Below are 26,057 nucleotides of genomic sequence, written 5' to 3'. Positions count from 1 at the left end.
CACTGACCAGCACTGCCCGGCGCCGACCAGCACTGACCAGCACCGACCGGCACTGCCCGGCGCCGACCGGCACCGGCCAGGGCTGCCGGGCACGACAGGTACTGACGGCGCAGACGGAACCGGCTTGCGCCGACAAGCACCGCCGGACACCGACAGCGCCCCGCGGTCCCGGGACCGGTGCCGCCGGTGCAGGATCGCAGTGTGCACGCCGATCTCGATACCGCCCTGCGCAACCCGGTCCCGGACACCCTGACCGGCAGGCTGCGCGAGTTCGGCTCGGTCCGCGGGCGGGCGGCCCGCTTCGACCGGGAGGTCTCCCCGTTCGGCGGGATGCCGCTCGCCCCCACCCACGACGACTGGTCCGACCTGGCAGTGCTCTGCGGGCCGGGCAACCCGGTCGTCCTGGTCCGCGCGGGGGACGGGCCACCGGAGCTGCCGGCGGGCTGGGAGCTGGAGCGGGCGTTCCCCGGTGTCCAGATGGACGGCTCCGGCGTGCCGGGTGAGCCGGACGACGACGCGATCGAGCTGGGCCCGGCCGACCGGGCCGAGATGGCGGAGCTGACCGCCCGCACCGAGCCGGGGCCGTGGCTGGCCCGCACCGCCGAGCTCGGCGGGTTCCTCGGATTCCGGCACGACGGCAGGCTGATCGCGATGGCGGGGGAGCGGATGCGCATCGGCGGGCCGGGCGCGGCGGGCGCGACCGAGATCAGCGCCGTGTGCACCGACCCGGACTTCCGCGGCAAGGGCCTCGCCCGGCGGCTGGTGGGCGCGGTCGCCGCCGGGATCGTGGCACGCGGTGAGCGGCCACTGCTGCACGCGTCCGCGGTGAACACCGGCGCCATCCGGCTGTACCGGGACATGGGCTTCGTGGTGGCCCGGGACATGCGCTTCGACCTGCTGCGCTCCCCGGCCGGCCGGCCGGCAGGCAGGCCGGGTAGCCGGCCACCCTCCGCCCGATGCTCGGTTGAGCCGACGTCTGCATGATCGGCCGCAGGCTGGTGCCCGGCCGCCGACTGTGTGATCAGCCGCCGGCCGCGGTGTCGGCACGGCCCGCCGCTGCACCGCCTGCGCTGTCTGCACCCTCTGCGCGGTTCGCCGCTGTGTTGTCTGCGGGGCTCGCCGCGGTGTCGTCTGCGCGGCTCGCCGCGGTGTTGTCTGCGCGGCCCGCCGCGGTGCGCACCGCGCGATCCACCGCGGCCGCCGAGAGCACCTCGTCGAGCACCAGGATCGCGCAGCCGATCACGCCGCTGCGTCCGCTGAGCAATCCGGGCTCGATCCGCAGGCTCTGCGTCGCGGTGGCCATCGACCGCCGGTAGATCGCCTCGCGGACACCGGCGACCAGCGGATCGAAAGCACCGACGAGGTCACCTCCGATCGCCACCAGCGCCGGGTTCACCAGGTTCACCGCCGCGGCCAGCACCTCGCCGAGCCTGCGCCCGGCGATCCGGACCAGCCGGACCGCATCCGGATCGCCCTGCTTGACCAGCGCGACGACGTCGGCGATCGAGCCGACGTCGCCGTCCGGGCGCCCGACCGACAGGTCGCGCACCAGCGCCCGGCCCGAGGCCAGCACCTCCAGGCAGTCGATGTTGCCGCAACCGCAGCCGATCCCCGGGCCGTCGTGCACCGGGATGTGCCCGATCTCGCCGGCCGCGCCCCAGGCGCCGCGCTGCAGGGCCCCGCCGGACACCAGCCCCGCGCCGACCCCGGAGCCGATCTTCACCATCAGCAGGTCGTCGACGTCGGGATGCGCGGCGTGCTCGGCGAGCGCCATCACGTTCACGTCGTTGTCCACCCGCACCGGCACCGGGAAGCGCTCGGTCAGCAGCGGCGGCAGCGGGATCCGCTCCCAGCCGGGCAGCGAGGGGACGCCCACCGACCAGCCGTTGCGGTCGTCGACGGTGCCCGGGATGGAGAGCCCGAGCCCGCGGATCCCGGCGTCCTCGGCGCCGGCGTCGCCCAGCAGCTTCTCCAGCGTGGCGACGGCGTCGCCGAGCAGGCGATGCGGCCCGACCGAGGCGGGCAGGTCGACCACGGCCTCGGCCTGGACGGCACCGGTGAGATCGCAGACCGCGGCCTTGCTCCGGCTGACGCCGACCGACACCGCGAGCACGGTGCCGCCGGCGGCGTTGAACTCGAGCCGGGCGGCGGGCCGCCCACCGGTGGCGGCGGCACCCACCACCTCGGTGACGAGACCGTCGGCCAGCAACCGGTCGACACGGGCCGCGACGGCCGTCCGGGACAGCCCGGTCTCCCGGCCGATCTCGGTCCGGGTCGCGGCGGTGCCGTCCCGGACCAGCCGGAAGATCTCGCCCGCGGTGGCGGGCGCGCTGGTCGGGGTGCGTCCTCGCATTCGTCCAGTCAACCACAGGGCTTTGAGCTGGCAAAACGCCGATCGACTGAGACTAACGTCTTGTGAGTACGTAATAGTCTCGTTAGAGTGCAGATGGCGGGCGCGCTCCGCCCGGTTCGGCACCTCCGCCCACCACCCCTCAGGAGATGGACGCATCGTGACCGTCATCCCCGAACTGCACCCGGTCCTCGACCAGGTCACCCGGCGGGTCATCGCCCGATCGGCGACCACCCGATCCGCATACCTCCAGCGCATCCGGGCGGCCCGCCCGCCGGCCATGGCCGGTCCCGGCCGGGAGAGTCTCGGCTGCGCGAACCTCGCCCACGGCGCTGCCGCCTGCGGCCCGGACAAGCTGACCCTGACCGCCACCCCGGCCCGCAACCTGGCGATCGTCACCGCCTACAACGACATGCTCTCCGCCCACCAGCCGTTCGAGGGCTACCCCGAACTGATCCGCGCCGCCGCCCGCGAGGCGGGCGGTGTCGCCCAGGTCGCCGGCGGCGTGCCCGCCATGTGCGACGGCATCACCCAGGGCCGGGCCGGGATGGAGCTGTCGCTGTTCTCCCGCGACGTCATCGCGATGTCCACCGCGGTCGCCCTCTCGCACGACATGTTCGACGCCGCGGTACTGCTCGGCGTCTGCGACAAGATCGTCCCCGGGCTGGTGATGGGCGCGCTGTCGTTCGGTCACCTGCCGGTGCTGCTGGCCCCCGCCGGCCCGATGCCCTCCGGTCTGCCGAACAAGGAGAAGGCCAGGATCCGGCAGGCCTACGCGGCCGGCGAGGTCGGTCGCGACGAGCTCCTGGAAGCCGAGTCGCGCAGCTACCACGGCCCCGGGACCTGCACCTTCTTCGGCACCGCGAACTCCAACCAGCTGCTCATGGAGATCATGGGCCTGCACCTGCCCGGCTCGTCGTTCGTGAATCCCGGCACCCCGCTGCGGGCGGCGCTGACCGCCGAGACCGCGCGCCGGGCGCTCGCCGCCGCCGACGACCCGGACCGCGCGATGGGCGAGATCATCGACGAGCGGGCGGTGCTCAACGGCATCGTCGCGCTGCTCGCCACCGGCGGTTCGACCAACCACACCATGCACCTGGTCGCGATGGCCGGGGCAGCGGGCGTCCGGATCACCTGGGACGACTTCTCCGACCTGTCGGCGGTCGTCCCGCTGCTCGCCCGGATCTACCCCAACGGGCAGGCCGATGTGAACCACTTCCAGGCCGCGGGCGGCGTGTCGCTGCTGGTCCGGGAGCTGTTGCAGGCCGGGCTGCTGCACGACGAGGTCCGCACCGTCGACGGGCCGGGGCTGCACCGCTACACCCGCGAGCCGTTCCTCGACGGCCCCGAGCTGGTGTGGCGCGAGGGGCCCACCGAGAGCCTGGACAAGTCCGTGCTGCGCGGGGTGGGCGACCCGTTCTCCCCGGACGGCGGCCTGCGCGTGCTGCACGGCAACCTCGGCCGCTCGGTCGTGAAGACCTCCGCCGTCGAGCCGGACCACCGGTTCGTCGAGGCACCCGCCGTCGTGTTCGACCACCAGGACGAGCTGCTCGACGCCTACCGGGCCGGTGAACTCGACGCGCGGGACTTCGTCGCCGTCGTCCGGTACCAGGGCCCGCGCGCCAACGGGATGCCCGAGCTGCACAAGCTCACCCCGGCACTCGGTGTGCTGCAGGACCGCGGGCAGCGGGTCGCGGTCGTCACCGACGGCCGGATGTCCGGCGCGTCCGGGAAGGTGCCCGCGGCGCTGCACGTCACGCCGGAGGCGGCTCGCGGCGGCCCGCTGGAGAAGGTCCGCGACGGCGACCCGATCCGCCTCGACACCCTGAACGGCACACTGTCCCTGCTGGTGGACGCCGACGAGTTCGACGCCCGCGAGCCGGCCCGGCGCACCATCCCGTCCGGGCCGACGTTCGGTACCGGCCGGGAGCTGTTCGGGGTGTTCCGGGCCGCGGTCGGACCGGCCGACGAGGGCGCCGTCATCGCGGGCCCGGGATCCTGAGAGGAACCATGAGCGAGAAGCTGCTGGAACTGGCCCCGGTCGTACCGGTGGTCGTGCTGGACGACGCCGGATCGGCCGTCCCGCTGGCCCGCGCACTGGTCGACGGCGGACTGCCGGTGATCGAGGTGACCCTGCGGACCCCGGCAGCCGCCGAGGCGGTCCGCCGGATCGTCGCCGAGGTGCCGGACGCCGTCGTCGGGACCGGCACCGTCCGCACCCCGGCCGACGTGCGGCTCTCGGTCGACGCCGGGGCGCGTTTCCTGGTCAGCCCGGGCGCCACCCCGCGACTGCTGGACGCGATGGAGGACTCCGGGCTCGATCTGCTGCCGGGCACCTCGTCGATCTCGGAGATGCTGGCCGTCGCCGAGCGTGGGCACACCGCGATGAAGTTCTTCCCGGCCGAGGCGGCCGGCGGGCGCCCGTTCCTCCGCTCGGTCGCCGGCCCGCTGCCGGACCTGCGGTTCTGCCCGACCGGCGGGATCACCGTGGCCAGCGCGCCGGACTACCTCGCGCTGCCCAACGTGTCCTGCGTCGGCGGGTCGTGGCTCACCCCGTCCGACCTGGTGGCGGCCGGGGACTGGGACCGGATCCGGTCCCTCGCGGCGGCCGCGGCGGCACTGGGCTAGAGTCCTTCCCGGTGTGCCGGGAAGTCTGGTCGGCGATCGATGACGCATGCCCGCCGACCCCCGGAGCCCCGTAAAGACCTCGCACCCGCTCACCCGTATCGCCGACGCCCTGCGGGGCGAGTCCGTCGGCGGATTCCTGCTGGTCGGCGCCGCCGTGCTGGCGCTGGTACTGGCGAACTCGCCATGGCGCGACGCCTACTTCGCGCTCTCCGGGTTCTCGGTCGGCCCGGCGGCGCTGCACCTGGATCTCACGGTCGCGACCTGGGCCGCGGACGGGCTGCTCGCGATCTTCTTCTTCGTCGTCGGGCTGGAGCTCAAACGCGAGTTCCTGGCCGGCGACCTGCGGGACCCGGCGAAAGCGGTGCTGCCGGTCGCCGCCGCGGTCGGCGGGATGATCGCCCCGGCGCTGATCTACGTGGCGATCAACCTGGCCAACCCGGACGCGCTGGTCGGCTGGGCGATCCCGACGGCCACCGACATCGCGTTCGCGCTGGCCGTGCTGGCGGTGATCGGCAGCAGCCTGCCGCCGGCGCTGCGGATGTTCCTGCTGACCCTGGCCGTCGTCGACGACCTGCTGGCCATCTCGATCATCGCGGTGTTCTACACCGACGACCTGTCATTCGCGCCGCTGCTGCTGGCGCTGGTCCCGCTCGGGCTGTTCGCGCTGGCCGTGCAGCGCGGTCTGCGGGCCTGGTGGCTGCTGCTGCCGCTCGCCGCACTGACCTGGGCGCTGGTGCACGCCTGCGGTGTGCACGCCACCGTCGCCGGGGTGCTGCTCGGTTTCACCGTGCCCGTTCTGGCCCGGCGCGGCGAGCGGCCCGATCCCGGGCGGCGATCGCCCGCGGAGCGGATCGAGCACCTCGTCCGGCCGATCTCGGCCGGGATCGCGGTGCCGGTGTTCGCCTTCTTCGCCGCCGGGGTGTCGGTCGTCGACGGCGGTGGGATCGGCGCCGCACTCGCCGACCCGGTGACGCAGGGCATCATCGCCGGGCTGGTGCTGGGCAAGACGGTCGGCGTGCTCGGCTCGACCTGGCTGGTGCAGCGGTTCACCCGGGCCCGGCTCTCCGACGACCTGGGCTGGTGGGACCTGCTCGGGCTGGCCCAGCTCGCCGGGATCGGGTTCACCGTGTCGCTGCTGGTGGGTGAGCTGGCGTTCGGCACCGGGACCCCGGAGGACGATCACGTCAAGATCGGGGTACTGACCGGCTCGGTGACCGCGGTGCTGCTGGCGACGGTGCTGTTGCGGATCCGCAACGCCCACCACCGGCGGCTCGCCGAGGACCGCGAGCGCTCCTGAGCCGCTCGGGGCCCCGGTCAGCGGTGGTCGGCGCGCGCGGCCGCGTGCCGGACGGCAGCGGGGGACAGGCCGCGCCGGGCGGCGTCCCAGTCGCCGGTGTCCGGTGCCAGGCAGGGCAGCGCGTGCACGAACGTCCGCGCCGGGGCGCCGTCCGCTGCGACACCGCACAGGGTGTTCATCCGGAGCGGCTCCGCGGTGCGGTCGATCGGGTTCCAGCACCGCTCGCAGAGCGGGTGGCGGGTCATGCCGCGCGGTCCTGCCACTCGGCGGTGAACCGGCTGCCGGCCGCCGCACAGGCTGCGGTGTGCACGGCCGCCTCGCGCCAGGTGATGTTGCCGGCGGAGTCGGCGTGGTCGATGTGCGAGAGCCGGTAGTGGCCCTCGGTGTCGGGATCGATCGGGCCGTAGCACCGTTCGCAGAGCATGATCATCGTTCACGGCCCCCGGGGAGCTGTCGGAGTCGGATCCACCATGCTTGCTCAGGGCACCCTTACCTCGCATCCGAATGTGGTGGGCGCCGCTCTGTGTCCTGGGGCACCTGAGCTGCGATTTCACGACGGATCGCGGACGCGCCGGGTCGCGTCGCGGTCGCTGTCGGTGCCCTCTCCTACACTCGGCGCGCCCCTCGACGATCACCCCGGGCAGGACCGGGCCGGGACAGGACGGAGCCGCCATGCGCCTGGTGCACGCTGCCGACCTGCACCTGGACAGCCCGCTGCGCGGTCTGGCCCGGCTCGGCGACTCCGAGCTGGCCGGCACCCTGCGCGCGGCGACCCGCCGGGCCTGCGAGAACCTGGTCGACGCCGTCGTCGATCACCGGGCCGACGCGCTGCTGCTCGCCGGCGACGTCTACGACGGCGACTGGAAGGACTACGCCACCGGCGCCTTCTTCGTCCGGCAGCTGTCCCGGCTGCACGACGAGGGCATCCCGGTGTTCCTGATCAACGGCAACCACGACGCCGAGTCCGAGATCACCCGGTCGCTGCGGCTGCCGCCGAACACCCACCGGTTGTCGGTGCAGGCACCGGAGACGGTCGTGCTCGACGACGTCGGCCTGGCGGTACACGGTCAGGGCTTCGCCCGCCGGGCCGTCCTGGAGAACCTGGTCCCCGCCTACCCGGACCGGATCCCCGGCCTGGTCAACGCGGGCATGCTGCACACCTCGGTGCAGGGCGACGACCGGCACGACACCTACGCGCCGTGCCGCCCGGAGGACCTGTCCGGCTGCGGCTACGAGTACTTCGCGCTCGGGCACGTGCACGAGCAGCGCACGGTCTGCGACGGGCCGCACAAGGCCGCGTTCTCCGGGAACCTGCAGGGCCGCCACCCCCAGGAACGCGGCCCGAAGGGTGCGCTGCTGGTGGAGGTCGAGCCGGGCGGCCCCGCGTCGATCGAGCCGCTCGTGCTGGATGTGGCGCGCTGGGAGCTGGTCGAGGTGGACATCACCGGCCTCGCCGGCGCCGACGAGGTGTTCGACGCGGCCGGTGCCGCGCTGCGCGAGCGGTGCGTGCAGGCGGCGCCGCGCGCCGTCGTCGCGCAGGTGACGCTGCACGGCGCCGGTCCGGCCGCGGCCGAGCTCACCGAGACCGAGCGGGTGCGCACCGAGCTCGACCTGGCCGCCGGGCAGGCCGGCGCGGTGCTGGAGAAGATCCGCAACCGGACCCGGCCCCCGGCCGATGCGCTCGCCGTCGATCCGGAGCTGACCGCAGCGGTCTCGGCCGCCGCCGCCGGGCTGGCCGGTGACCCGGACCGGATCCGGGAACTGGCCGCCCCGCTCGACCGCGAGGTCGGGCGCCGGCTGCGCGAGGCCGGCCTGCTGGACCTGCGTGACGACGCGCGCCTGGCCGCGCTGGCCCACGAGGCCGAGCAGCAGCTGCTGGCCCGGATGGCCGGGACGGAGGGCGACCGGTGAACCTGCGGACCCTGGTGTTGGAACGCTACGGCGCCTACGAGGGCCGCGAGCTCACGCTCGGCCGGGGCCTGACCGTGGTCTCCGGGCCGAACGAGGCGGGCAAGACGACCCTGCTCGACGCGCTGTCCGACCTGCTCTGGGGGATGCCCCGCCCGGTCCGGCACGGCTACGCGTTCAGCCCGGCCCGGCTCGCGGTGTCCGCCCGGGTGGACGGTCCCGACGGTGAGCAGCTGCTGCGGCGCACCACCCGTGGGCTGCATCGGGTGTCCGGCGACCCGGACGGTCCGGCCGAGGTCGCGCTGGACGCGCCGTGGGGCCCCGGCGGCGCCGAGGCCCGCCGGCGCTGGCGGGAGGGTTTCGGGCTCGGCCACGAGCAGCTGCGCGAGGGCGGCCGCAAGCTGTGCACCGGCGGTGGGGACCTCGCCGAGCTGGTGTTCACCGCTCGCAGCGGTCGCGACGCGCGCGCGCTGATCGCCGCGCTCGACGCCGAGGCCGACGCGCTGTTCAAGGAGCACCGAGGGAACCGGTCGGTGACGGTGCGGGCCGCGTTCGCCCGGTTCACCGAGACCGAGCAGGTGGCGACCGAGCGGACCTCGCGCGCGGGCGAGGTCACCGCGGTCGCCGACGAGATCGCCCGGCTGGAGCGCCGGGCGGCGGAGCTGGCCCGCGCGCGGCGTACCGCGGCCGACGGCGCCGACCGGGCCCGGCAGGCCCTGCGTGCCCGGGAACCGGCCCGGGAGCTGGCCGCGCTGCGCGCCGAGCGGGCCGCGCAGTGCGCGACCGGCGCCGCGCTCGGTGCCGATGCGCTCGCCGAGTACAGCCGGGCCACCGCCGACCGCGCCACCGCCGAGCAGCAGCGCGACAGCCACCGCGAGCGGGCCGACGCGTTACGGGCCGACCGGGCCGAGCTGGACCTCGACGAGGACCTGCTGGCCGACGCGAGCCGGGTGCGCGAGCTGGAGTCCGCGGCCCAGGCCCGCCGCGCCGACGCCGAGCGGGCGGCCCGGCTGCGGGCCGATGCCGCGGAGGCACACCGGCGTGCCGAGTCGGCGCTGGCCGGGCTGGTCGCCGAGGACGGTCGCAGCGCGGGGGAGCGGCTCGCCGCGGTGCACCTGCCCGCCGACCGGGCCCGCGATCTCGACGAGATCGCCCGCCGGCTGCACGACGCGATCGTCGAGGCCGAGCGCGCGGAGCGGGTGTACGCCGAGGCACTCGCCGAGGTGCGCGAGACGGCCGACGTGCCGGGCGGACTGGATCCGGAGCGGGTCGGCCGGGTCGCCGAGGTCCGGCGGGCGATCGAGGCCGACGGATCCGCGGCCGAGCTCTGCCGGACGGCGATCGCCGAGCGGGACACCGCACGTGCCCGGCGCTCCGAGGCGCTCACCGCGGCCGACTACCGCGGGCCGGGTGCGGATGCCTCCGGGCCGGGCACCGAGGTCGCGGTGCTCGCCCCGCCGGTGCGCGAGGTGCGGTCGGCCCGCACGGCGCTGCGCGCTGCCGAGCAGGAGCTGCGCGCTGCCGAGCGGGCGGCCGCCGACGCCGCCGAGCGCGAGCACCGGGCCCGGACCACCCGCGACGGGGTGGTGGCCCGTGGCCGCCCGGTCGGGCCCGACGCGCTGGCCGCCGCCCGCGCGGAGCGCGACGATGCCGTCACCCGGCTGCTGGCCGCCGACGACCGCGCCGCATCGGCCGCGGCCGGGCGGGTCGCGGCAGCGGTCGCCGCGGCCGACCGGGTCGCCGACGACATGATCGCCTCCGCGGACCGGGTCGCCGAGCTCGCACAGAAGGAGTCCGAGCTGGCCGCCGCGGCGACCGCGCTGACCGAGGCGGGCCGGGTGGTCGAGCGGGCCCGCGGCCAGGCCGACGTGGCCGGATCGGCGTGGACGACGCTGTGGCGGGCGCACGGCGTCGCGGTGCCCGACCCGGACGACGCCGACACCGTCGTCGCCGCGCTCGCCGACGCCTCCCGCGCACAGGACGAGGTGGCCCGCGCCGACGAGCGACTGGCCCGGCTGCGCGACCAGGCCGACGAGCAGGAGCGGGCACTCGGCACGGCTCTGGCCGCCGCCGGGCGGCCGCGCGACGGGGCACCGCTGGACGTGCTGCTGGTCGCCGCCGAGGATCTGGCGGTCGAAGCCGGGCACGCCAGGGACCGGCAGGTGCTGCTGTCCCGGTTGCGCAGTGAGGCGGAGCGGGCCGGGGGAGCGGCCGACGCCGCCCGGCACGACCGCGAGCTCGCGACCCAGCGCTGGCGGTTCGCGCTGCGCGGGGCGGGCCTGCCTACCGACCTGGAGCCGTCGGGCTGGGGAACCCGGCGCGACACCGTCGCCGATGCCCAGCAGGCCGGGGCGCTGGCCCGGCAGGACGATCAGGAGGCCACCCGCCTGGAGCGGGCGGTGAACGCGCACCGCAAGGCCGTCACGGCGCTGGTCGAGCGGCACCTGGACCGGGCTCCGACCGGCACCGCTTCCGCCGACCGGCTCGGTGAGCTGGCCGACCGGGTCCGCGAGGTCACCAAGGCCGCCGTGTCGGCGGGGCATCTCGACGACGGCATCGTCGACGCCGAGGACGCCGCGGCGCGGGCCGCCCGCGACGTCGCGACCGCCGGGGCGGTGCTGGACCGGCTCGCCGTCGAGCTGGCCCTGACCGAGGCGATGGAACCGGGCGGGCTGGAGGCCGCTGCCGAGCGCGGCGCTGTGGTGGCCGAACTGGACTCGCGGATCGCCGAGCAGTCCCGGCTGCTGGCCGCCGCCGCACCGGATCTCGACGCGGGCGAGCTCGTGGCGTCGGCGGCCGATCCGAGTGCACAGCCGCCCACCGGCGCCGGCGGGGTGAGCCTGAGCGCCGAGCCGGGAGCACTGGTGGAGGCCCTGGAGCGGGCCGAGGCACACGAGCGGGAGCTGGGTGCCGAGCAGGACGACGTGCGCGAGCAGCTGGGCGGGCTGCGTGCCCGGCGCCGCGAGCTGGAGGACGCCGAGGGCGCCGCCGAGCTGCACGCCCGCGCGCAGGAGGAGCTCGCGGGCGTCGCCGACGCGGCGGAGCGCTATCTGGTGCTGCATCTGCAGCGCGAGATCCTGCGCCGCGAACTGGACGCCTATGAGCGCAGCCACGCCTCGCCGTTGCTGGTCCGGGCCGGTGCGCTGCTGGAGCGGCTGACCGGCGGCCGGTTCGTGGCACTGCGCCCGCCGTCCGAGCCGGGGGCGGGCGCCCGGACACTGGTCGCGGTCCGTGCCGACGGTGAGGAGCTGACCCCGCCGACGCTCTCCGAGGGCACCGCGGACCAGGTCCACCTGGCGCTGCGGCTGGCCGGGATCGAGCAGTTGCAGGCCGACCGGGTCGCGGCCGGGCTGCCGCCGGTGCCGGTGGTGCTCGACGACGTCCTGATGACCTTCGACGACGAGCGTGCCCCGGCCGCGATCCGGGTGCTCGCCGAGCTGGCCGGATCCGCCCAGGTGCTGCTGTTCACCCATCACGAGCATCTGGTCGGGCTGGCCCGCGCGACGGGCGTCGAGTTCACCGTCGCCGAGCTGGGCCCGCCGTCGCGGATCGAACCGCTGCTCGACGCCGGTGCCGCACGTGCCACCCCGCTCGCCGGCTGACCCGTACCGGTCGAGCACACTGCGGGGATGGACGCGTGCGGTGAGCGGTTCGTGATCGTCTCCGGGGACTCCCGGGCCGAGGTGGACGAGGTCGGTGGTGGGTTGGCCGGGTTCGTCCAGGGCGGCCGGGTCCGGGTGGAGCCGCATTCGCCCACCGCCCGGCCCGCGAAGGGCTCCGGCGCGGTGCTCGCGCCGTGGCCGAACCGGGTCCGCGGCGGGCGATGGAGCCTGCGCGGCGCGCGGCAGCAGCTCGCGCTGACCGAGCCCGGCGCCGGCAACGCGATCCACGGTCTGCTCCGGCACGTCCCGTGGACGCTCGTCGACCGGGCCGGCGACCGGCTGGTGCTGGCGGCGGTCGCTGCGGCGCAGCCGGGCTGGCCGCAGCCGGTGCGGATCCGGATCACCTACACCGTCGGTGCCGGCGGGCTCGGCGTCGAGACCGAGGTGGAGAACCTCGGGTCCGCGCCGGTCCCGTTCGGCCTGGGCTTCCACCCCTACCTGCGGGTCGGCGACGTCCCGGCCGACGATCTGGAGCTGACCCTGGCCGCCCGGACCCGGCTGCCGTTGCGCGACCAGCTCCCGGACGGGCCGCCGGAGCCGCTGGAGCGCCCGTTCGCCGGGACCCCGCTGGCCGGGCTGGAGCTGGACGACGCGTTCGGCGGCTGCGTGCCTGTCGAGGGCGACGGGCTCGTCCGGCACCGGGTGGTCGCCCCGGACGGCGGTGGCACCGAGCTGTGGGCGGAGCCGGCGTTCGGCTGGGTGCAGGTGTTCACCCCGGCGGACTTCCCGCGGCACGGGCCGGACGGGGCGCTGGCCGGGGCCAGGGCGGTCGCGGTGGAGCCCATGACCTGCCCGCCGGACGCGCTGAACTCGGGCACCGACCTGATCGAGCTGATCCCGGGTGAGGCGCAGGTGCTGCACTGGGGGATCACCGCCACCGGGTGATCCACTTCACGGTGCGAGCCGGAATCCGGCGGAGTTGATTGAGCGTTCTATCGTCTGTGACGACCGAGACCCAGCTCCCCCTGCGCCTGCCCGTACTCGACGACGCCGGCCGCAGTGTGCTGTTCAGCGAGGCCCGTACGGCGAACACGTTCACCGACGAGCCGGTGTCCGACGAGACGTTGCGCGCGATCTGGGAGCTCGCCCAGTGGCCGCCGACCGCCGCGAACACGCAGCCGCTGCGGATCACGTTCGTGCGTTCGGACGAGGCGAGGCAGCGCCTGCTGCCGCTGCTCGCCGATGGCAACCGCGCCAAGTCCGAGCAGGCCCCGGTGACCGCGATCCTCGCCGCGGACCTGGACTTCCACGAGCACTCCCCGGTGACCTTCCCGATCAAGCCGGACCTGCGCGACAACATGGAGGCCCAGGGTCGCGAGGGTCGCGAGGGCATGGCGCGGTTCAACGCAGGCCTGCAGATCGGCTACTTCCTGCTCGCCGCCCGCGCGCACGGCCTCGCCACCGGTCCGATGGCCGGGTTCGACGCCGACGCCGTCACCGAGGAGTTCCTCCCCGGTGGCCGGCAGCGGGCGCTGCTCGTGGTGAACATCGGCCATCCCGGCCCGGACGCCTGGTACCCGCGGCTGCCGCGGCTGGCCGCCGAGGACGTCCTCACCTTCGCCTGACGCACCGGCTGAGACTCCGCCTGACACACCACCCGAGACACCGGCTGACACACCCCGCCGGGGACATCGCCTGAGATGCGCCGGCCGGTAGGCGGCTCATCCCGGCAGGCGGCTCAGCCCGGTCCCAGGCAGCTGTGCAGCGCGCCGAGCAGGCGGGCGGCCCGGTGGTCGACGTCCTCGGCGTGCATCTCGTTGGTGAGGAACGAGAAGCCCACACCGTGCTCGGGCCATGCGCCGTGCCGTCCGCCGCCGGCCCCGCTGTGCCCGAACGCGATCGGCTCCGGGCCGAACGTGCCGAGCGGATCGGCGAGCTCGTAGCCCAGGCCGAACCGCAGCGGCCGGTCGTTGACCGCGTCGGTGCCCTCCGCGTGCGTGCGCACGGCGCGGGCCAGCGCGGCGGCCGGGACCGGTGAGCGGGCCGGATCGGCGAGCGCGCCGTAGAGCCGGGCGATCGCCGGCGCCCCGGCCACCGCGGCTCCGGCCAGCGCCCCGGAGCGGTACCAGCCGGGTGCGTTGACGGCGTCGGCGTCGTCGAGCAGCACCCGGTACATCCGTTCGACGGTGCGCCGGCGCTGCGCGTCGTCGAGGAACGTCGAGAGCCGGTAGCCGCGGTCCCGGATGATCCGGGCCGGTGCCGGCGGCGGGGTCGTCAGGAACACCCGCGCGCCGGCCACCCGCCCGACGACGTCCTCGACGACCGTCCGCGGATCATCGCCGGTGACCCGGCGGATCAGCTCGGCGACCAGATGCCCCCAGGTCAGCGCGTGGTAGGCGACCCGGGTTCCGGGCTCCCACAACGGTGCCTGCCGGGCCAGCGCCGCGGCACCGGCCCGGTCGTCGAGCGTCTCGGCAGGCGACGGCTCCGGATCGACGTAGGGCAGTCCCGCGGTGTGCGCGAGCACCTGCCCGACCCGCACCGTGCTCTTGCCCGCGGCCCCGAACTCCGGCCAGTACCGGACCACCGGGGCGTCCGGATCGAGCCGGTCGGCGAGCGCCGCACAGGCCGTCGCGGCGAGCCCCTTGGTGCCGGAGAACAGCACCGCGACGGTGTCCGCCGACCAGGGCCGCCCGGCGCCCGGATCGGCGAGCCCGCCGTGCAGCTCCACCATCGGGACCCCGCCGCGCACCACCGAGAACGCCGCGCCGCCACGCGCGGCGGCCAGCACCTCGGCGAACGCGTCCGCGACCGCGGAGAACCCGGCCGCCACCGTGCCGTGCGGCCTCACCGCACCGCGGCCATCGACGGCGTGTGCTCCAGCAGCTCCCGGGTGTAGGCGTGCTGCGGGTTCGCCAGCACCTCCTCGACGGTGCCCTGCTCCACGATCCGGCCGCCCTGCAGCACCGCGATCCGGTCCGCGACCTCGCGGGCCAGCGCGATGTTGTGCGTCACGAACAGCATCGCGGTGCCCAGCTCGCGGCGCACCGTCGCCAGCAGGTCCACGATGGCCGCCTGTACCGAGACGTCGAGCGCCGAGGTGACCTCGTCGCAGACCAGCACGTCCGGCGCGGTGACCAGTGCCCGGGCGATCGCCGCCCGCTGCCGCTCCCCGCCGGAGAGCCCGCCCGGGTAGCGGCCCGCGAACGTGTCGTCCAGCCGTACCTGGCCGAGCATGTCCAGTACCCGGGCCCGCCGCGCCGCGGCGTCCAGATCGGTGAGGTGGCGCAGCGGCACCTCCAGCGAGCTGGCCACCGTCCGGCGCGGGTTCAGCGACGCGAACGGGCTCTGGAACACGTACTGCACGCTGCGCAGCTGGGCGTAGCTGCGCGGGGTCGCCAGCGGCTCACCGCGCAGCGACAGCGACCCGGCGTCGAGATCGAGCAGCCCGGCCAGACCACGGGCCAGGGTCGTCTTGCCCGAGCCGGACTCGCCGAGCAGCATCAGGCACTCGCCGGGCCACAGCTCCAGGTCGATCCCGTCGAGCACGGTCGTGGGCCCGTAGCGCTTCCCGGCCCCGGACACCCGCAGCAGCGGGGTGCCCGCGCCGTCGCCGGAGGGCACGGAGTCCCGCTCGACGATCCGGTCGAGATCGGGCACCGCCGCGATCAGGCTCTGCGTGTAGGGGTGCTCGGGTGCGGTGAGCACCTGGCGCACCGTCCCCGTCTCGACCACCTCACCGGCCTGCATCACGGCCACCCGGTCGGCCAGCCCGGCGACGACGGCCAGGTCGTGGGTGATGTAGAGGGCCGCGGTCCCGGATCGGGTCACCAGCTCCCGGACGGTGTCGAGCACCAGGTCCTGGGTGGTCACGTCGAGTCCGGTGGTCGGCTCGTCGAGCACGACGACGTCCGGCCGGTTCGCGAACGCGGCCGCGATCCCGACCCGCTGCTGCTGCCCGCCGGAGAGCTGATGCGGGTAGCGGTGCAGGAACGTCTCGTCGCAGTCCAGGCCGACATCGGTCAGCACCTCCCGCACCCGCTCGTCGACGTCGCCGTCGTAGCCGTGCGCCACCAGTACCTCGGACACCTGGGTGCCGATCCGCAGCAGCGGGTTCAGCGACAGCGCCGGGTCCTGCGGCACGTAGCTGACCAGCCGGCCACGGATCCCGCGGATCGTCGCCGGTGGCACCGCGAGCAGGTCGTCGTGCGACTCGGTGTGCCCGCGGAAGGTGATCGTGCCGCCGGTGTGCGCGAGCCCGGTCCGGAAGTGCCCGAGCGCCGCGAGCGCCGCGGTGGTCTTGCCCGATCCGGACTCGCCGACCAGCGCCAGGATCTCGCCGGGGGCGACGGCGTAGTCCACCCCGTGCAACACCTCCCGGCCGCCGGTGGTGGCCACCCGCAGTCCGGTGCACTCGATCGTCGTGCCCGTGCTGCTGGAATCGGCGTCGCTCATGATGCGGCCTCCCCGGTCGTGTCGGCCGACTCCTTCGCCAGCGCGTCGGTGATCATGTTCGTGCCGACGGTCAGCACCGCGATCGCGAGCACCGGCAGGATCACGCCCCACGGCGTGACGATCAGCGCGATCCGGTTCTCGTTGATCTGCAGGCCCCAGTCCGATGCGGGCGGCTGCACGCCGAGCCCGAGGAACGACAGCGATGCCACGTAGCCGATCGAGTAGGTCAGGCGCAGGCCCAGCTCGACCATCAGCGGCCCGGTGATGTTCGGCAGCACCTCGGTCGCGAGGATCCGCCGCCGCGGCACGCCGTACATCCGGGCGGCCAGCACGTAGTCCTGGCCCGCCACCGACAGCGTGGCCTGCCGGGCGACCCTCGCCACCCGGGGGATGTGCGTGATCCCGATGACCAGCACCAGCAGCCAGCCCGACGAGCCGAGCACGGCCACCGCCAGCAACGCGAGCACCAGCTGCGGGAACGACAGCAGCACGTCGCCGCCGCGCATGATCAGCGCGTCCAGCCTGCTGCGACGGTCACCGGCCGAGTACCCGGCGAGCATCCCGGCGATCGCGCCGCCGACGATGCCGATCGCGGTCGCGGCCAGCGCGTAGAGCAGCACCGGGCCGCCGCCGGCGAGGAACCGGGTCAGCACGTCGCGTCCGAGGTCGTCGGTGCCGGCGACCCCGTCGGACTGGAACGGCCGGCCGGCGAAGTCGTCCACCCCGTGGCCGGTGAGCAGCGGGCCGAGCAACGGTCCGAGCAGCGCCACCGCCACCACGACGAGGGTCAGCACCGCCCCGATCCGGGCCTGGCGGCGGCGGAACGTGCGCCGCAGCAGTCCTGCAGGAACAGTGGGGGCACTCATGCGCCACCTCCCGAGGCGTGACGGATCCGCGGATCGGCCAGGATCCCGGCCACGTCCGCGGCCAGGTTCACGAGCACGTAGAACGCCGCGATGATGAGGGTGATCGCCTGCACCACCTGGACGTCCCGGTTGGCGACGGCGTCGATCAACGCCTGCCCGATGCCGGGATAGCGGAACAGGAACTCGACGACGACGACGCCGCCGGCGAGCCAGGCGAGCTGCAGCGCGAGCACCTGCGCGACGGGCCCGATCGTGTGCGGCACGGCGTGCCGGACGAGCACGGTGCGCTCCGGCAGGCCCTTGAGCCGGGCCATCTCGACGAACCCGGCGTCCAGTGCCTCGGACAGCGTCGCGCGGGTCATCCGCACGACGTAGGGGATCACCACCAGGGCGAGCGTCAGCACCGGAAGCACCAGCTGCTCGGGGCGGGCCCAGACCGGCTCCCCGGGCCGTGCGATCGTCACCGACGGCAGGATCTGCAGCACCGAGGTGGCGAACAGGACCACCAGCAGCACACCGATCACGAACTCCGGCAGCGCGGCCAGCACGAGGCTGGAACCGGACAGCATCGAGTCGGTGCGGGTGCCGCGGCGGGTGGCCGCCCAGGCACCCAGCGCCAGCGCCACCGGGGTGCTGATCAGCGCGGTGAGCACCAGCAGCAGCGCGGAAGCGGCGATCCGGCCGCCGAGCAGCTCGGACACCGGGCCCTGGGTGGCTGCGGAGAAGCCGAGATCGCCGGTGACGACACCGCCGAGCCAGGACAGGTAGCGCTCCCAGGCGGGCCGGTCGAGGCCGAGCTGCTCGGTCAGCGCCGCCACCCGTTCCGGGGTGGCCTGCTGGCCGAGGATCGCCCGGGCCGGGTCGCCGGGCAGCAGCAGCGTCGCGGCGAAGATCAGCAGCGACACCACGAGCAGCACCAGCAGGCTCACCAGGAGCCGTTTCAGGATCATCTTGGTCAGCAGGCTCATGCGGACACCCACGCCTTCCGGAACTCGTAGCCGGACAGCGACAGCCCGGTTCGGTTCGGGACGAGCCCGCCGACGTAGGCCTGGTGCGCGTCGACCCGGTCCGGGAAGCCCCAGATCAGGTAGCCGCCGCGGTCGAACTCGATCTCCTGGGCGCGTCGCACCAGCGCCGCCCGTGCCGTCGCGTCGAGCTCGGAGCGGGCACGGCGGATGACGCCCTGGTACTCGGCGTCCTCCCAGTGCGTCTCGTTGAACGGCGCCTCGGGCATCGAGGACTGCGACGCCTGCGGGATGTAGTTGCGGGTGTTCCAGAAGCTCTGCGCGAACTCCCACTGCAGGTACTGGTCGGAGAAGAAGGTCGAGGTGTCGACCCGGCGCAACCCGATCTCGACGCCCGCCGCGCGGGCCTGCGTCGCGTACACCTGGGCCGCCTCGACGGTGCCCGCCTGGATCGGCGAGGTCACCAGCTCCAGCGACAGGTTCGGCCGCCCGGCCGCCGAGAGCAGATCACGCGCCCGCTCCAGGTCCTGCTCCCGCTCCGGGTCCAGGTACTCCGGATCGAAGCGGGCGTACAGGTCGACCGCGGGGGCGCCCAGGCCGGACAGCACCTGGTTCACCATCTGCTCGCGGCCGGCGATCAGCCGCAACGCCTGCCGGACCCGGACGTCGTCGAACGGCTCGACGTCGACCCGCATCGTGATCGGCAGCCAGGCCCCGGTCTCCGAGGTGAGCAGCCGGATCGACTCGTAGGAGCCGACGACCTCGGTCAGCGACAGCGGGACCTGGTCGATCGCGTCGACCTGGCCCGAGAGCAGCGCGTTGATCCGAGCGTCGTCCTCGGAGAAGTTGATCAGCTCCAGCCGGTCGACGTAGGGCTCGTCCGGGCGCCAGTAGCCGTCGTGCCGCACGAAGGCGCTCTGCTGGCCGGGCGACCACGACTCGAACTTGAACGCCCCGGTACCGATCGGGTTCTCGACGTCGAAGTCGGCGGGCACGATGCCGCACGAGTACTCGGCCAGGTACTGGTCGAACACCGGCGACGGCTCGGTCAGCTCGAACCGCACCTCCCGGTCACCCGCCACCACGATGTCGTCCAGGATCCCGAACTGGGACGCCCCGGACTTCGGGTCGTCCGGGTCGGTGATCCGGCGGAAGGTGGCGACGACGTCGTCCGGGGTGACCGGGCGGCCGTCGTGGAAGGTGATGCCGGCGCGGATCGTCGCCGTCCAGGCCCGTGCGCCCGGCTCCGGGCGGACCGCCTCGGCGACGGCAGGCTGCAGGGTGTAGGCGTCGTCCCAGTGCACCAGCGGCTCGTAGAGGCTCAGCGTGCGGGCGATGTCCGGGTTGGCGGCCGGGCTGTGCGGGTCGAGGGTGTCCGACGCTCCACCGCCGGTCACCCCCACCCGCAGGACCCCGCCGCGGCGGGGCGGACCGGCGTCGCGGGCGGCGGCGGGTCCGCCGCAGCCCGCGAGCAGGGCCACCGCCCCCAGACCGGCCGCACCGGCGAGCAGGCGGCGTCGTGAGAACGACGCCGCTGGCGTGCTGATCAATGAACTTCTCCTCCGGGAAGGCCCCGGAGTCCTGCCCCGGGGCCGCGGTCGCGGGCTAGGTCGGGGGCCGGCGCACCACCTTCCCGCTCCGTTCGGACCCGGCCGGTCCGACCGGCGAGATCGCGCGTCCGGCGTGCGCGGGTTCCGGATCGTCACCGGTCAGCGCGTCCAGCGCGGAGGCGACGGCGTCCGGGAACGGCAGCGTGCCGTCCGGCCCGACGTGCAGGCACATCAGTTCCTCGGTGGCCGCGAGCGGGCCGGTGCCGTCGGGCCCGGTGTACAGCTCGTGCCAGAGCCGCAGCCGCTTGGCGTCCCGGCCGAGCACCCGGGTGCGGACGGTCAGCGCGGCGCCCGGCCCGATCTCGGCCAGGTACCGGACGTGCGCCTCGACCGTGTACAGCGAGCAGCCGCTCGCCGCCCGGTAGGCCGGGTCCATCCCGGTGCGGTCCATCAGCGCGGTGGTCGCGTCACCGAACACCAGCACGTAGTACGGCTCGGAGAGGTGCCCGTTGTAGTCGATCCACTCCGGACGCACGGTGTCGGTGTGCACCAGCGGGCCGCGCAGCTCCCGGGACGCCTGCGGCTCAGCCACCGGTGCCGCCTGCCGCCCGGGCCGCCTCGACCGCGCGCCGGACGGCGATGACCGCCCGGTCCCGCTCGGCCACCAGCTCGGCCATCGGGCGTCCACCGGCACTGACCTGCGCACCGGCGACCATGTCGTCGCGCAGCGCCGTGGTCAGCTCCGGGGCGTCGAGCCGGGTCCACGGCGCCTTCAGCGATGGGCCGAAGTGATCGAGCATGTGCGCCATGCCGCCCTCGCCGCCGGCCAGGTGGAAGGTCAGGCAGGGGCCGTGCACCGGCCAGCGCAGGCCCGGCCCGTCGGTGATCGACCGGTCGATCTCCTCCGGGGTCGCCTCGCCCTCGGCGACCATGTGCAGCGCCTCCCGCCAGATCGCCTCCTGCAGCCGGTTCGCGATGAAGCCGGGCAGCTCCCGGTCCATCTCGATCACCGACTTGCCGATGTGCCGGTAGAACTCGGCCGCCCGCGTGGTCGCCCAGGCCTGCGTCGCCGTCCCACCGACGACCTCGACCAGCGGGATCAGGTAAGGCGGGTTGAACGGATGCCCGACGACCAGCCGGCCCGGGTCGGCGGCCTCGGTCGCCATGTCCGACATCGGGAATCCCGACGTCGACGACGCGACGACCACGCCGGGGCCCGCCGCGGCGGCGAGCTCGGCCAGCAGCGCCCGCTTCAGCGCCAGGTCCTCCGGCGCGCTCTCCTGCACGAAGTCGGCACCCGCGACGGCCTCGGCGGCGGTCGGGAACAGCTCCAGCGCCGCCGGATCGGCACCGTCGGCCAGGCCCAGCTCGGTCAGCGCGGGCCAGGCCGCGTCGATCGTGCGCCGCAGCCGGTCGCCGGCGTCCGGCGCCGGGTCCCAGGCGCGCACCCGCAGACCGCGGGCCAGGAAGTACGCCGCCCAGCCGCCGCCGATCACCCCGGCGCCGATGCAGGCAACGGTGCGGATCGCCGACACCGGCTGCCCGGCCGGATCGGAGCCGGGCACGGGGAGCTCAGACACCGGCCCGCTCCTTCAGCCCCAGGATCTCGCGCGCCTGGTCCGGCGTCGCGACGTTCGCGCCGAGGTTCTGCACGATCTCGACGGCCCGCTCGGTGAGCTGGGCGTTGGTCGCCTTCACCCCGCGGGCGAGATAGAGGTTGTCCTCCAGCCCGACCCGCACGTGCCCGCCCTGCAGCATCGACTGCGCCACCCACGGCAACTGGTCGCGGCCGATCGAGAAGGACGCGAAGTTCGAGCCGGGCGGCAGCAGGTCGACCATCGCGGCGAGCACCCCCGGATCGGCCGGTGCGCCGTAGGGGATGCCCATGCACAGCTGGAACAGCGGCGGGGCGTCGATCAGGCCCTCGGCGACCATCGTCGAGGCGAACCACAGCTGGCCGGTGTCGAAGATCTCCAGCTCCGGCTTCACCCCGAGCTCCTGCACCCGCTTGGCGCCGGTACGCAGCATGTCCGGGGTGGAGATGTAGAGCTGGTTGCCCTCGCCGAAGTTCAGCGATCCGCAGTCCAGGGTGCAGATGTCGGGCAGCAGCTCCTCGACGTGCGGGAGCCGCTCGAGCGCGTTCACCAGATCGGTGCCGTCGACCGGCTTGAGCGGGTCCTCGGCATCGATGACCAGGTCACCGCCCATGCCCGCGGTCAGGTTCAGGACGACGTCGACGCCGGCGTCCCGGATCCGGGTGACGGTGTCGCGGTACAGCTCGACGGCCCGGGACGGGTCGCCGGTCTCGGGGTCGCGCACGTGGATGTGCACGACGGCGGCGCCCGCGCGGGCGGCGGCGATCGCGTCGGCGGCGATCGCGGCCGGGGTCACGGGGACGTGCGGGCTGCGGCCCACGGTGTCCCCGGCTCCGGTCACCGCGCAGGTGATGATGACGTCACGGTTCATCCGTTCTCCGTCCGATCGGTCTCGGCTGATGGGTGTCCCGGCGCCGCGAGCACGGCCCGGTCGATGAAGTCGTGCAGCACCGCGCGCATCTCGGCGGGCCCGGTGCCGGGGGTGCCGGCCATGACCTGGATCCCGAGACCGTCGATCAGTGCGGTGAGCTGGTGGGCCAGCGGCTCGGCCCGGCCGGCGACGAACACGCCGGTGGCGGCGCCGTCCTGCAACGTCATGAGCACGCTGCGGTACCAGCGGTCGTAGGAGTCCCAGTAGAGCTCGCGCCGGGCCGGGTCGATCGCCGACTCCGCCCACACCTGGATCCAGATGGACCACTCGCGGCGCAGCAGCTCGCCCTGCGGCAGCTGCAGGTCGATCAGCTGCAGCAGCCGCCGGTGCGGGTCGGTGATCTCGCCCAGCTCGGCGACCTGCCGGTCGAACGCGAGCTTCACGTTGTGCCGCAGCGCCTCGTCCAGCAGCTGCGACCGGGTGGGGAAGTGGTAGTGGATCGCCGCCGGGCTGGTGCCGCATTCGCGGGCCACGTCGGCCGTCCGCACCCGGTGGTAGCCGTGGTCGGCGATCAGCCGCCACGCGGCGTCCAGGATCCGGCGCCGGGTCCGGCGGGCGCCGTGTGTCCCGGCGCCCGCACCGGCCGGCGTGCCGTCGGAGGAGGACGGGGACGAGGCGGACGAGGCAGCGGCGCCGGCCGGCACCGCGGTGTGCGTGCGGGCGTCGTCCCGGCCGTGCAGCAGCCGGTTCACCGTCTCCCCGGTGACGTCGGCGATCGAGACCAGCTCGGCGGCCGCGAATCGGCGGCGCCCGGCCAGCGACTTGGACAGCTTGGTCTCGTCCAGCCCGATCGCGGCGGCGAACCGGCGCTGGGTCCACCCGTCCCGTTCCAGCAGCGCGCGCACCCGGGAGGCGACGGCGGGCGCGGAACGAGGATCGGTCATCGCGGAGCACCGTAGTGCCCGACTTGCGCAATTCGCAACAGTGGATCAACACATGCCCTGCGTACAGCGATCTTGCGAGCATCTGTCCGGTGCACCGTTCAGCTTGCGATCACAGACCCGGTGGTCGGTGTCCGGATCACCGGTAGGGTCGCGCGTCGGTACCGAGTCGACCCGGGGGAGAGAGAGCCATGCGCTCGCTGGACGAGGCCGCGATCTGGAACGAGGGCGTGCCGGGGGTGGACGTCCCCGGCTACGACCGGACGGGCATCCGTACCGGCATCGTGCACATCGGTGTCGGCGGGTTCCACCGCGCGCACCTGGCGATGTACGTCGACTCGCTGCTGATCGCCGGGGAGGCCCGGGAGTGGGGGATCTGCGGCGTCGGGGTGCTGCCCGGCGACGCCCGGATGCGGGACGTGTTGCGCGCCCAGGAAGGGCTCTACACCCTCGTGCGCAAGGAGCCGGACGGCTCGCTCGCGCCGCGTGTGGTCGGCTCGCTGGTCGACTACCTGTTCGCCCCGGACGACCCGGAGGCGGTGATCGAGCGGATCGCGCACGCCGACACCCGGATCGTCTCGCTGACGATCACCGAGGGCGGCTACGCGATCGACCAGAAGACCGGCGAGTTCGATCCGGAGTTCCCCGGTGTGCGGGACGAGACGAGCGCGTTCGGCCTGGTCGTCGAGGCGCTGGCGCGGCGCCGGGACCGCGGCACCGGTCCGCTCACGATCATGAGCTGCGACAACATGCAGGGCAACGGCGACGCCGCGCGCCGGGTGTTCACCGGGGTCGCACAGCTGCGCGATCCCGAGCTGGGCGCCTGGGTGGCCGATCGGGTCAGCTTCCCGAACTCGATGGTCGACCGGATCACCCCGGCGACCGCCGACTCCGACCGCGAGGCTCTCGCCGAGCGCTTCGGCCTGCGCGACGGCTGGCCGGTGGTCTGCGAGCCGTTCACCCAGTGGGTGCTGGAGGACGACTTCGCCGCGGGCCGCCCGGAGTTCGAGCGGGTCGACGTGCAGGTCGTCGACGACGTCGTGCCCTACGAGTTCATGAAGCTGCGGCTGCTCAACGCGACCCACCAGGCGCTGGGCTACCTCGGCTACCTGGCCGGGCACCGGTACGTGCACGAGGTCGCACAGGACCCGGTGTTCGCGAGGTTCCTGCGCGGCTACATGGACGACGAGGCCACCCCGACCCTGCGCCCGGTCCCGGGGATCGATCTCGACGGCTACAAGGACACGCTGATCGAGCGGTTCGCCAATCCCGGCGTCGCCGACACCCTGATGCGGATCAACTACGGCAGCTCCGACCGGATCTCGATCTTCCTGCTGCCGGTGGTGCGCGAGCAGCTGGCCGCAGGCGGCCCGGTGCAGCGGGCCGCGGCCGTCGTCGCCGGGTGGTGCCGTTACGCCGAGGGGACCGACGAGCAGGGCGCCCCGATCGAGCAGCAGGACCGGCTCGCCGAGGAGCTGACCGCGCTCGCGCTGCGCGAGCGCGACGAGCCGCTCGCCTTCCTGCGCCACCCGGCGGTGTTCGGCGACCTGGCCGACGACGAGCGGTTCGCCACCGCCTTCCGGGGCGCGCTGGAGTCGCTCTACGCCCGCGGGGCGGCGGCCACGGTCGCCGATCTCGCCTGAGCCGATGAGTTCCGCCCCGGTCGACGGTCGACAGGAGAGACATCCGCTGTAGACAGGGAGACCGCCGTGGGAACAATCGACGTGCACGAGTTCATCAGCCTCGACGGTGTGGTCGAGGATCCGTCCTGGACCGCCGAGTACGGCTTCACCGAGGCGATGGGTGCCGCCATCGGGAAGCTCTGCGACCAGGCGATCCTGCTGGGGCGCACCACCTACGAGGCGTTCCACCCGGCCTGGTCGGAGCGCGGTGACGACGTCGAGTCCGGCGGCGCGTTCTTCAACGGCTCGCCGAAGCACGTGGTGACGTCCACCCTGGACGATCCGCTGGAGTGGGCGAACGCCACCGTGCTCGGCGGCTACGACCCGACACGGATCCAGGAGCTGAAGGACTCGGTCGACGGCGGCATCTACGTCAGCGGCAGCGTGCGGCTGGTCCGCGCGCTGCTCGCCGACGGCCTGGTCGACACCCTCAACCTGTTCGTCTACCCGGTCGCGCTGGGTTCGGGCCTGAGGCTGTTCGCCGACGGGCAGCAGGTGCCGCTGCGGCTGCTCGAGACCGAGCCGTTCGACAACGGTGTCGTCCGGATGACCTACGGCCCGCCCGTCTGAGCCCGCCCGGCCGGGGTCAGTCGTGCGCGAGCAGCGCGGCGCCGATGATCCCGGCCTCGTTGAGCAGCTTCGCCGGGACCATCGGGGTGCGCGTCGACACGTACGGCGACCACTTGTCGAACTTCTTGCTGACCCCGCCGCCGACGACGATCAGGTCCGGCCACAGCAGGTTCTCGACGTGCTGGAAGTACCGGGTCAGCCGCCCGCCCCACTCCTCCCAGCTCAGGTCCTCGCGCTCGCGGGCGGAGTCGGCGGCGCGGGACTCGGCGTCGTGCCCGTCGATCTCCAGGTGGCCCAGCTCGGTGTTCGGCACCAGATGGCCGTGCGAGATCACCGCGGTGCCGATCCCGGTGCCCAGCGTCGCCAGCAGCACGACGCCGGACGCCGCCCCGGCCGCCCCGAACTCGACCTCCGCGACACCGGCCGCGTCGGCGTCGTTGACCAGCAGTGCGTCCCGGCCGGTGACCTTGCGCAGCACCGAGCCCGCGTCGCAGTCGACCCAGGAGGCGTCGACGTTGGCGGCGGTCCGGGTGATCCCGTGCTGGACGACGGCAGGGAAGGTGCAGCCGAACGAGCCCTTCCAGTCGAAGGCGTCGAGGATCTCGGCGACGGTCCCGGCGACCGCCTCCGGGGTGGACGGTTGCGGGGTCGGGATGCGGATCCGATCCGCGGCCAGCTTCCCGCTCGTCAGGTCGACCGGTGCCCCCTTGATGCCGGAGCCGCCGATGTCGATACCGAACCCGTGTTCGCGCTTCCTGCTCACGTGGACGATCCTCC

23 protein-coding genes are annotated in these 26,057 nt (G+C 74.4%); 10 read left to right on the top strand and 13 right to left on the bottom strand.

The features are described from left to right. The first annotated feature begins 186 nt into the window (after window positions 1-186). Complete coding sequence (locus Pdca_RS17625) at window positions 187-984, top strand: GNAT family N-acetyltransferase (RefSeq protein WP_232021025.1); 798 nt, start codon at window positions 187-189, stop codon at window positions 982-984. Window positions 985-1,021: 37 nt separating this feature from the next. Here Pdca_RS17625 and Pdca_RS17620 read toward each other — a convergent pair whose 3' ends face one another. Next, window positions 1,022-2,353, bottom strand: a complete 1,332-nt coding sequence (locus Pdca_RS17620; RefSeq protein ID WP_085911112.1) for an ROK family transcriptional regulator — start codon at window positions 2,351-2,353, stop codon at window positions 1,022-1,024. Between the two features lie 157 nt (window positions 2,354-2,510). Between Pdca_RS17620 and edd the strand changes: the two genes are divergently transcribed. The 3 genes from edd to nhaA are packed head-to-tail and all read left to right on the top strand — an operon-like array spanning window position 2,511 to window position 6,275. Next, window positions 2,511-4,352 carry a phosphogluconate dehydratase gene (edd, locus tag Pdca_RS17615; protein WP_085911111.1) on the top strand — a complete coding sequence of 614 codons (1,842 nt, stop codon included), beginning with the start codon at window positions 2,511-2,513 and terminating at the stop codon, window positions 4,350-4,352. Window positions 4,353-4,360: 8 nt separating this feature from the next. Next, window positions 4,361-4,978 (top strand): bifunctional 4-hydroxy-2-oxoglutarate aldolase/2-dehydro-3-deoxy-phosphogluconate aldolase, encoded by a 618-nt coding sequence (gene eda, locus Pdca_RS17610; RefSeq protein ID WP_085911110.1) that lies wholly within the window; start codon window positions 4,361-4,363, stop codon window positions 4,976-4,978. A gap of 46 nt (window positions 4,979-5,024) precedes the next feature. After that, window positions 5,025-6,275, top strand: a complete 1,251-nt coding sequence (gene nhaA / locus Pdca_RS17605) for a Na+/H+ antiporter NhaA (RefSeq protein ID WP_085911109.1) — start codon at window positions 5,025-5,027, stop codon at window positions 6,273-6,275. A 17-nt stretch (window positions 6,276-6,292) separates the two neighbouring features. On the opposite strand, the gene Pdca_RS17600 is transcribed toward nhaA, so the two are convergent. Next, on the bottom strand, window positions 6,293-6,520 hold the full coding sequence (locus Pdca_RS17600; protein ID WP_085911108.1) for a hypothetical protein: 228 nt from the start codon (window positions 6,518-6,520) through the stop codon (window positions 6,293-6,295). Next, window positions 6,517-6,699: a hypothetical protein gene (locus Pdca_RS17595; protein WP_125911450.1), complete on the bottom strand. Its 183-nt coding sequence runs from the start codon at window positions 6,697-6,699 to the stop codon at window positions 6,517-6,519. The genes Pdca_RS17600 and Pdca_RS17595 overlap by 4 nt, the downstream gene beginning before the upstream one ends. Before the next feature lie 248 nt (window positions 6,700-6,947). Here Pdca_RS17595 and Pdca_RS17590 point away from each other — a divergent pair, with 248 nt between their 5' ends. Genes Pdca_RS17590 through Pdca_RS17575 form a run of 4 tightly spaced genes read left to right on the top strand, consistent with a single transcriptional unit; the run spans window position 6,948 to window position 13,410 of the window. Then, window positions 6,948-8,186, top strand: coding sequence for a metallophosphoesterase family protein (locus tag Pdca_RS17590; protein WP_085911106.1), 1,239 nt, complete (start codon window positions 6,948-6,950; stop codon window positions 8,184-8,186). Continuing rightward, window positions 8,183-11,785 (top strand): AAA family ATPase, encoded by a 3,603-nt coding sequence (locus tag Pdca_RS17585; RefSeq protein WP_085911105.1) that lies wholly within the window; start codon window positions 8,183-8,185, stop codon window positions 11,783-11,785. Before Pdca_RS17590 ends, Pdca_RS17585 begins: the two co-directional genes overlap by 4 nt. A gap of 27 nt (window positions 11,786-11,812) precedes the next feature. Continuing rightward, on the top strand, window positions 11,813-12,730 hold the full coding sequence (locus Pdca_RS17580; protein WP_085911104.1) for an aldose 1-epimerase family protein: 918 nt from the start codon (window positions 11,813-11,815) through the stop codon (window positions 12,728-12,730). 56 nt (window positions 12,731-12,786) lie between these two features. Beyond that, window positions 12,787-13,410 (top strand): malonic semialdehyde reductase, encoded by a 624-nt coding sequence (locus tag Pdca_RS17575; RefSeq protein WP_232021024.1) that lies wholly within the window; start codon window positions 12,787-12,789, stop codon window positions 13,408-13,410. Between the two features lie 113 nt (window positions 13,411-13,523). Here the strand turns inward: Pdca_RS17575 and Pdca_RS17570 are convergent, their stop codons facing one another. Genes Pdca_RS17570 through Pdca_RS17530 form a run of 9 tightly spaced genes read right to left on the bottom strand, consistent with a single transcriptional unit; the run spans window position 13,524 to window position 23,031 of the window. Continuing rightward, a complete protein-coding gene (locus Pdca_RS17570) occupies window positions 13,524-14,636 on the bottom strand; it encodes a serine hydrolase domain-containing protein (RefSeq protein WP_085911103.1) in 1,113 nt (370 codons plus the stop codon). Beyond that, window positions 14,633-16,240, bottom strand: coding sequence for an ATP-binding cassette domain-containing protein (locus Pdca_RS17565; protein WP_085911102.1), 1,608 nt, complete (start codon window positions 16,238-16,240; stop codon window positions 14,633-14,635). Before Pdca_RS17565 ends, Pdca_RS17570 begins: the two co-directional genes overlap by 4 nt. Continuing rightward, complete coding sequence (locus Pdca_RS17560) at window positions 16,237-17,106, bottom strand: ABC transporter permease (protein WP_085911101.1); 870 nt, start codon at window positions 17,104-17,106, stop codon at window positions 16,237-16,239. The genes Pdca_RS17565 and Pdca_RS17560 overlap by 4 nt, the downstream gene beginning before the upstream one ends. Next, entirely contained in the window at window positions 17,103-18,065 is a 963-nt protein-coding gene (locus tag Pdca_RS17555) for an ABC transporter permease (RefSeq protein ID WP_085911260.1), read from the bottom strand. Before Pdca_RS17555 ends, Pdca_RS17560 begins: the two co-directional genes overlap by 4 nt. Window positions 18,066-18,070: 5 nt before the next feature. Beyond that, window positions 18,071-19,621, bottom strand: a complete 1,551-nt coding sequence (locus tag Pdca_RS17550; protein ID WP_085911100.1) for an ABC transporter substrate-binding protein — start codon at window positions 19,619-19,621, stop codon at window positions 18,071-18,073. Window positions 19,622-19,676: 55 nt separating this feature from the next. Then, window positions 19,677-20,213, bottom strand: a complete 537-nt coding sequence (locus Pdca_RS17545) for a thioesterase family protein (protein ID WP_232021023.1) — start codon at window positions 20,211-20,213, stop codon at window positions 19,677-19,679. After that, window positions 20,206-21,201, bottom strand: coding sequence for a 3-hydroxyacyl-CoA dehydrogenase NAD-binding domain-containing protein (locus Pdca_RS17540; RefSeq protein WP_232021022.1), 996 nt, complete (start codon window positions 21,199-21,201; stop codon window positions 20,206-20,208). Before Pdca_RS17540 ends, Pdca_RS17545 begins: the two co-directional genes overlap by 8 nt. Then, window positions 21,194-22,087 carry a beta-keto acid cleavage family enzyme gene (locus Pdca_RS17535; protein WP_085911099.1) on the bottom strand — a complete coding sequence of 298 codons (894 nt, stop codon included), beginning with the start codon at window positions 22,085-22,087 and terminating at the stop codon, window positions 21,194-21,196. Before Pdca_RS17535 ends, Pdca_RS17540 begins: the two co-directional genes overlap by 8 nt. Next, entirely contained in the window at window positions 22,084-23,031 is a 948-nt protein-coding gene (locus tag Pdca_RS17530) for a TetR/AcrR family transcriptional regulator (protein WP_085911098.1), read from the bottom strand. Before Pdca_RS17530 ends, Pdca_RS17535 begins: the two co-directional genes overlap by 4 nt. Window positions 23,032-23,219: 188 nt before the next feature. On the opposite strand from Pdca_RS17530, the gene Pdca_RS17525 reads away from it, so the two are divergent. Continuing rightward, complete coding sequence (locus Pdca_RS17525) at window positions 23,220-24,671, top strand: mannitol dehydrogenase family protein (protein ID WP_085911097.1); 1,452 nt, start codon at window positions 23,220-23,222, stop codon at window positions 24,669-24,671. A gap of 66 nt (window positions 24,672-24,737) precedes the next feature. Continuing rightward, entirely contained in the window at window positions 24,738-25,280 is a 543-nt protein-coding gene (locus Pdca_RS17520) for a dihydrofolate reductase family protein (protein ID WP_085911096.1), read from the top strand. Between the two features lie 16 nt (window positions 25,281-25,296). Here Pdca_RS17520 and ppgK read toward each other — a convergent pair whose 3' ends face one another. Next, entirely contained in the window at window positions 25,297-26,043 is a 747-nt protein-coding gene (ppgK, locus tag Pdca_RS17515) for a polyphosphate--glucose phosphotransferase (RefSeq protein ID WP_085911095.1), read from the bottom strand. Between the last annotated feature and the right edge of the window lie 14 nt (window positions 26,044-26,057).

It is taken from the genome of Pseudonocardia autotrophica, assembly GCF_003945385.1.
In the GTDB taxonomy this organism is placed as follows: Bacteria; Actinomycetota; Actinomycetes; order Mycobacteriales; family Pseudonocardiaceae; genus Pseudonocardia; species Pseudonocardia autotrophica.
Note: the sequence above shows the minus strand (reverse complement) of the source record. Positions and strands in the feature narration are given on the sequence as shown.

Excerpts from the sequence above, each read along its gene's own strand:
- nhaA (WP_085911109.1), top strand. The coding sequence starts at position 5,025 with ATGCCCGCCGACCCCCGGAGCCCCGTAAAGACCTCGCACCCGCTCACC.
- Pdca_RS17530 (WP_085911098.1), bottom strand. The coding sequence starts at position 23,031 with ATGACCGATCCTCGTTCCGCGCCCGCCGTCGCCTCCCGGGTGCGCGCG.
- Pdca_RS17595 (WP_125911450.1), bottom strand. The coding sequence starts at position 6,699 with ATGCTCTGCGAACGGTGCTACGGCCCGATCGATCCCGACACCGAGGGC.
- Pdca_RS17560 (WP_085911101.1), bottom strand. The coding sequence starts at position 17,106 with ATGAGTGCCCCCACTGTTCCTGCAGGACTGCTGCGGCGCACGTTCCGC.
- Pdca_RS17580 (WP_085911104.1), top strand. The coding sequence starts at position 11,813 with ATGGACGCGTGCGGTGAGCGGTTCGTGATCGTCTCCGGGGACTCCCGG.
- Pdca_RS17620 (WP_085911112.1), bottom strand. The coding sequence starts at position 2,353 with ATGCGAGGACGCACCCCGACCAGCGCGCCCGCCACCGCGGGCGAGATC.
- Pdca_RS17535 (WP_085911099.1), bottom strand. The coding sequence starts at position 22,087 with ATGAACCGTGACGTCATCATCACCTGCGCGGTGACCGGAGCCGGGGAC.
- Pdca_RS17600 (WP_085911108.1), bottom strand. The coding sequence starts at position 6,520 with ATGACCCGCCACCCGCTCTGCGAGCGGTGCTGGAACCCGATCGACCGC.
- Pdca_RS17565 (WP_085911102.1), bottom strand. The coding sequence starts at position 16,240 with ATGAGCGACGCCGATTCCAGCAGCACGGGCACGACGATCGAGTGCACC.
- Pdca_RS17590 (WP_085911106.1), top strand. The coding sequence starts at position 6,948 with ATGCGCCTGGTGCACGCTGCCGACCTGCACCTGGACAGCCCGCTGCGC.
- eda (WP_085911110.1), top strand. The coding sequence starts at position 4,361 with ATGAGCGAGAAGCTGCTGGAACTGGCCCCGGTCGTACCGGTGGTCGTG.
- Pdca_RS17525 (WP_085911097.1), top strand. The coding sequence starts at position 23,220 with ATGCGCTCGCTGGACGAGGCCGCGATCTGGAACGAGGGCGTGCCGGGG.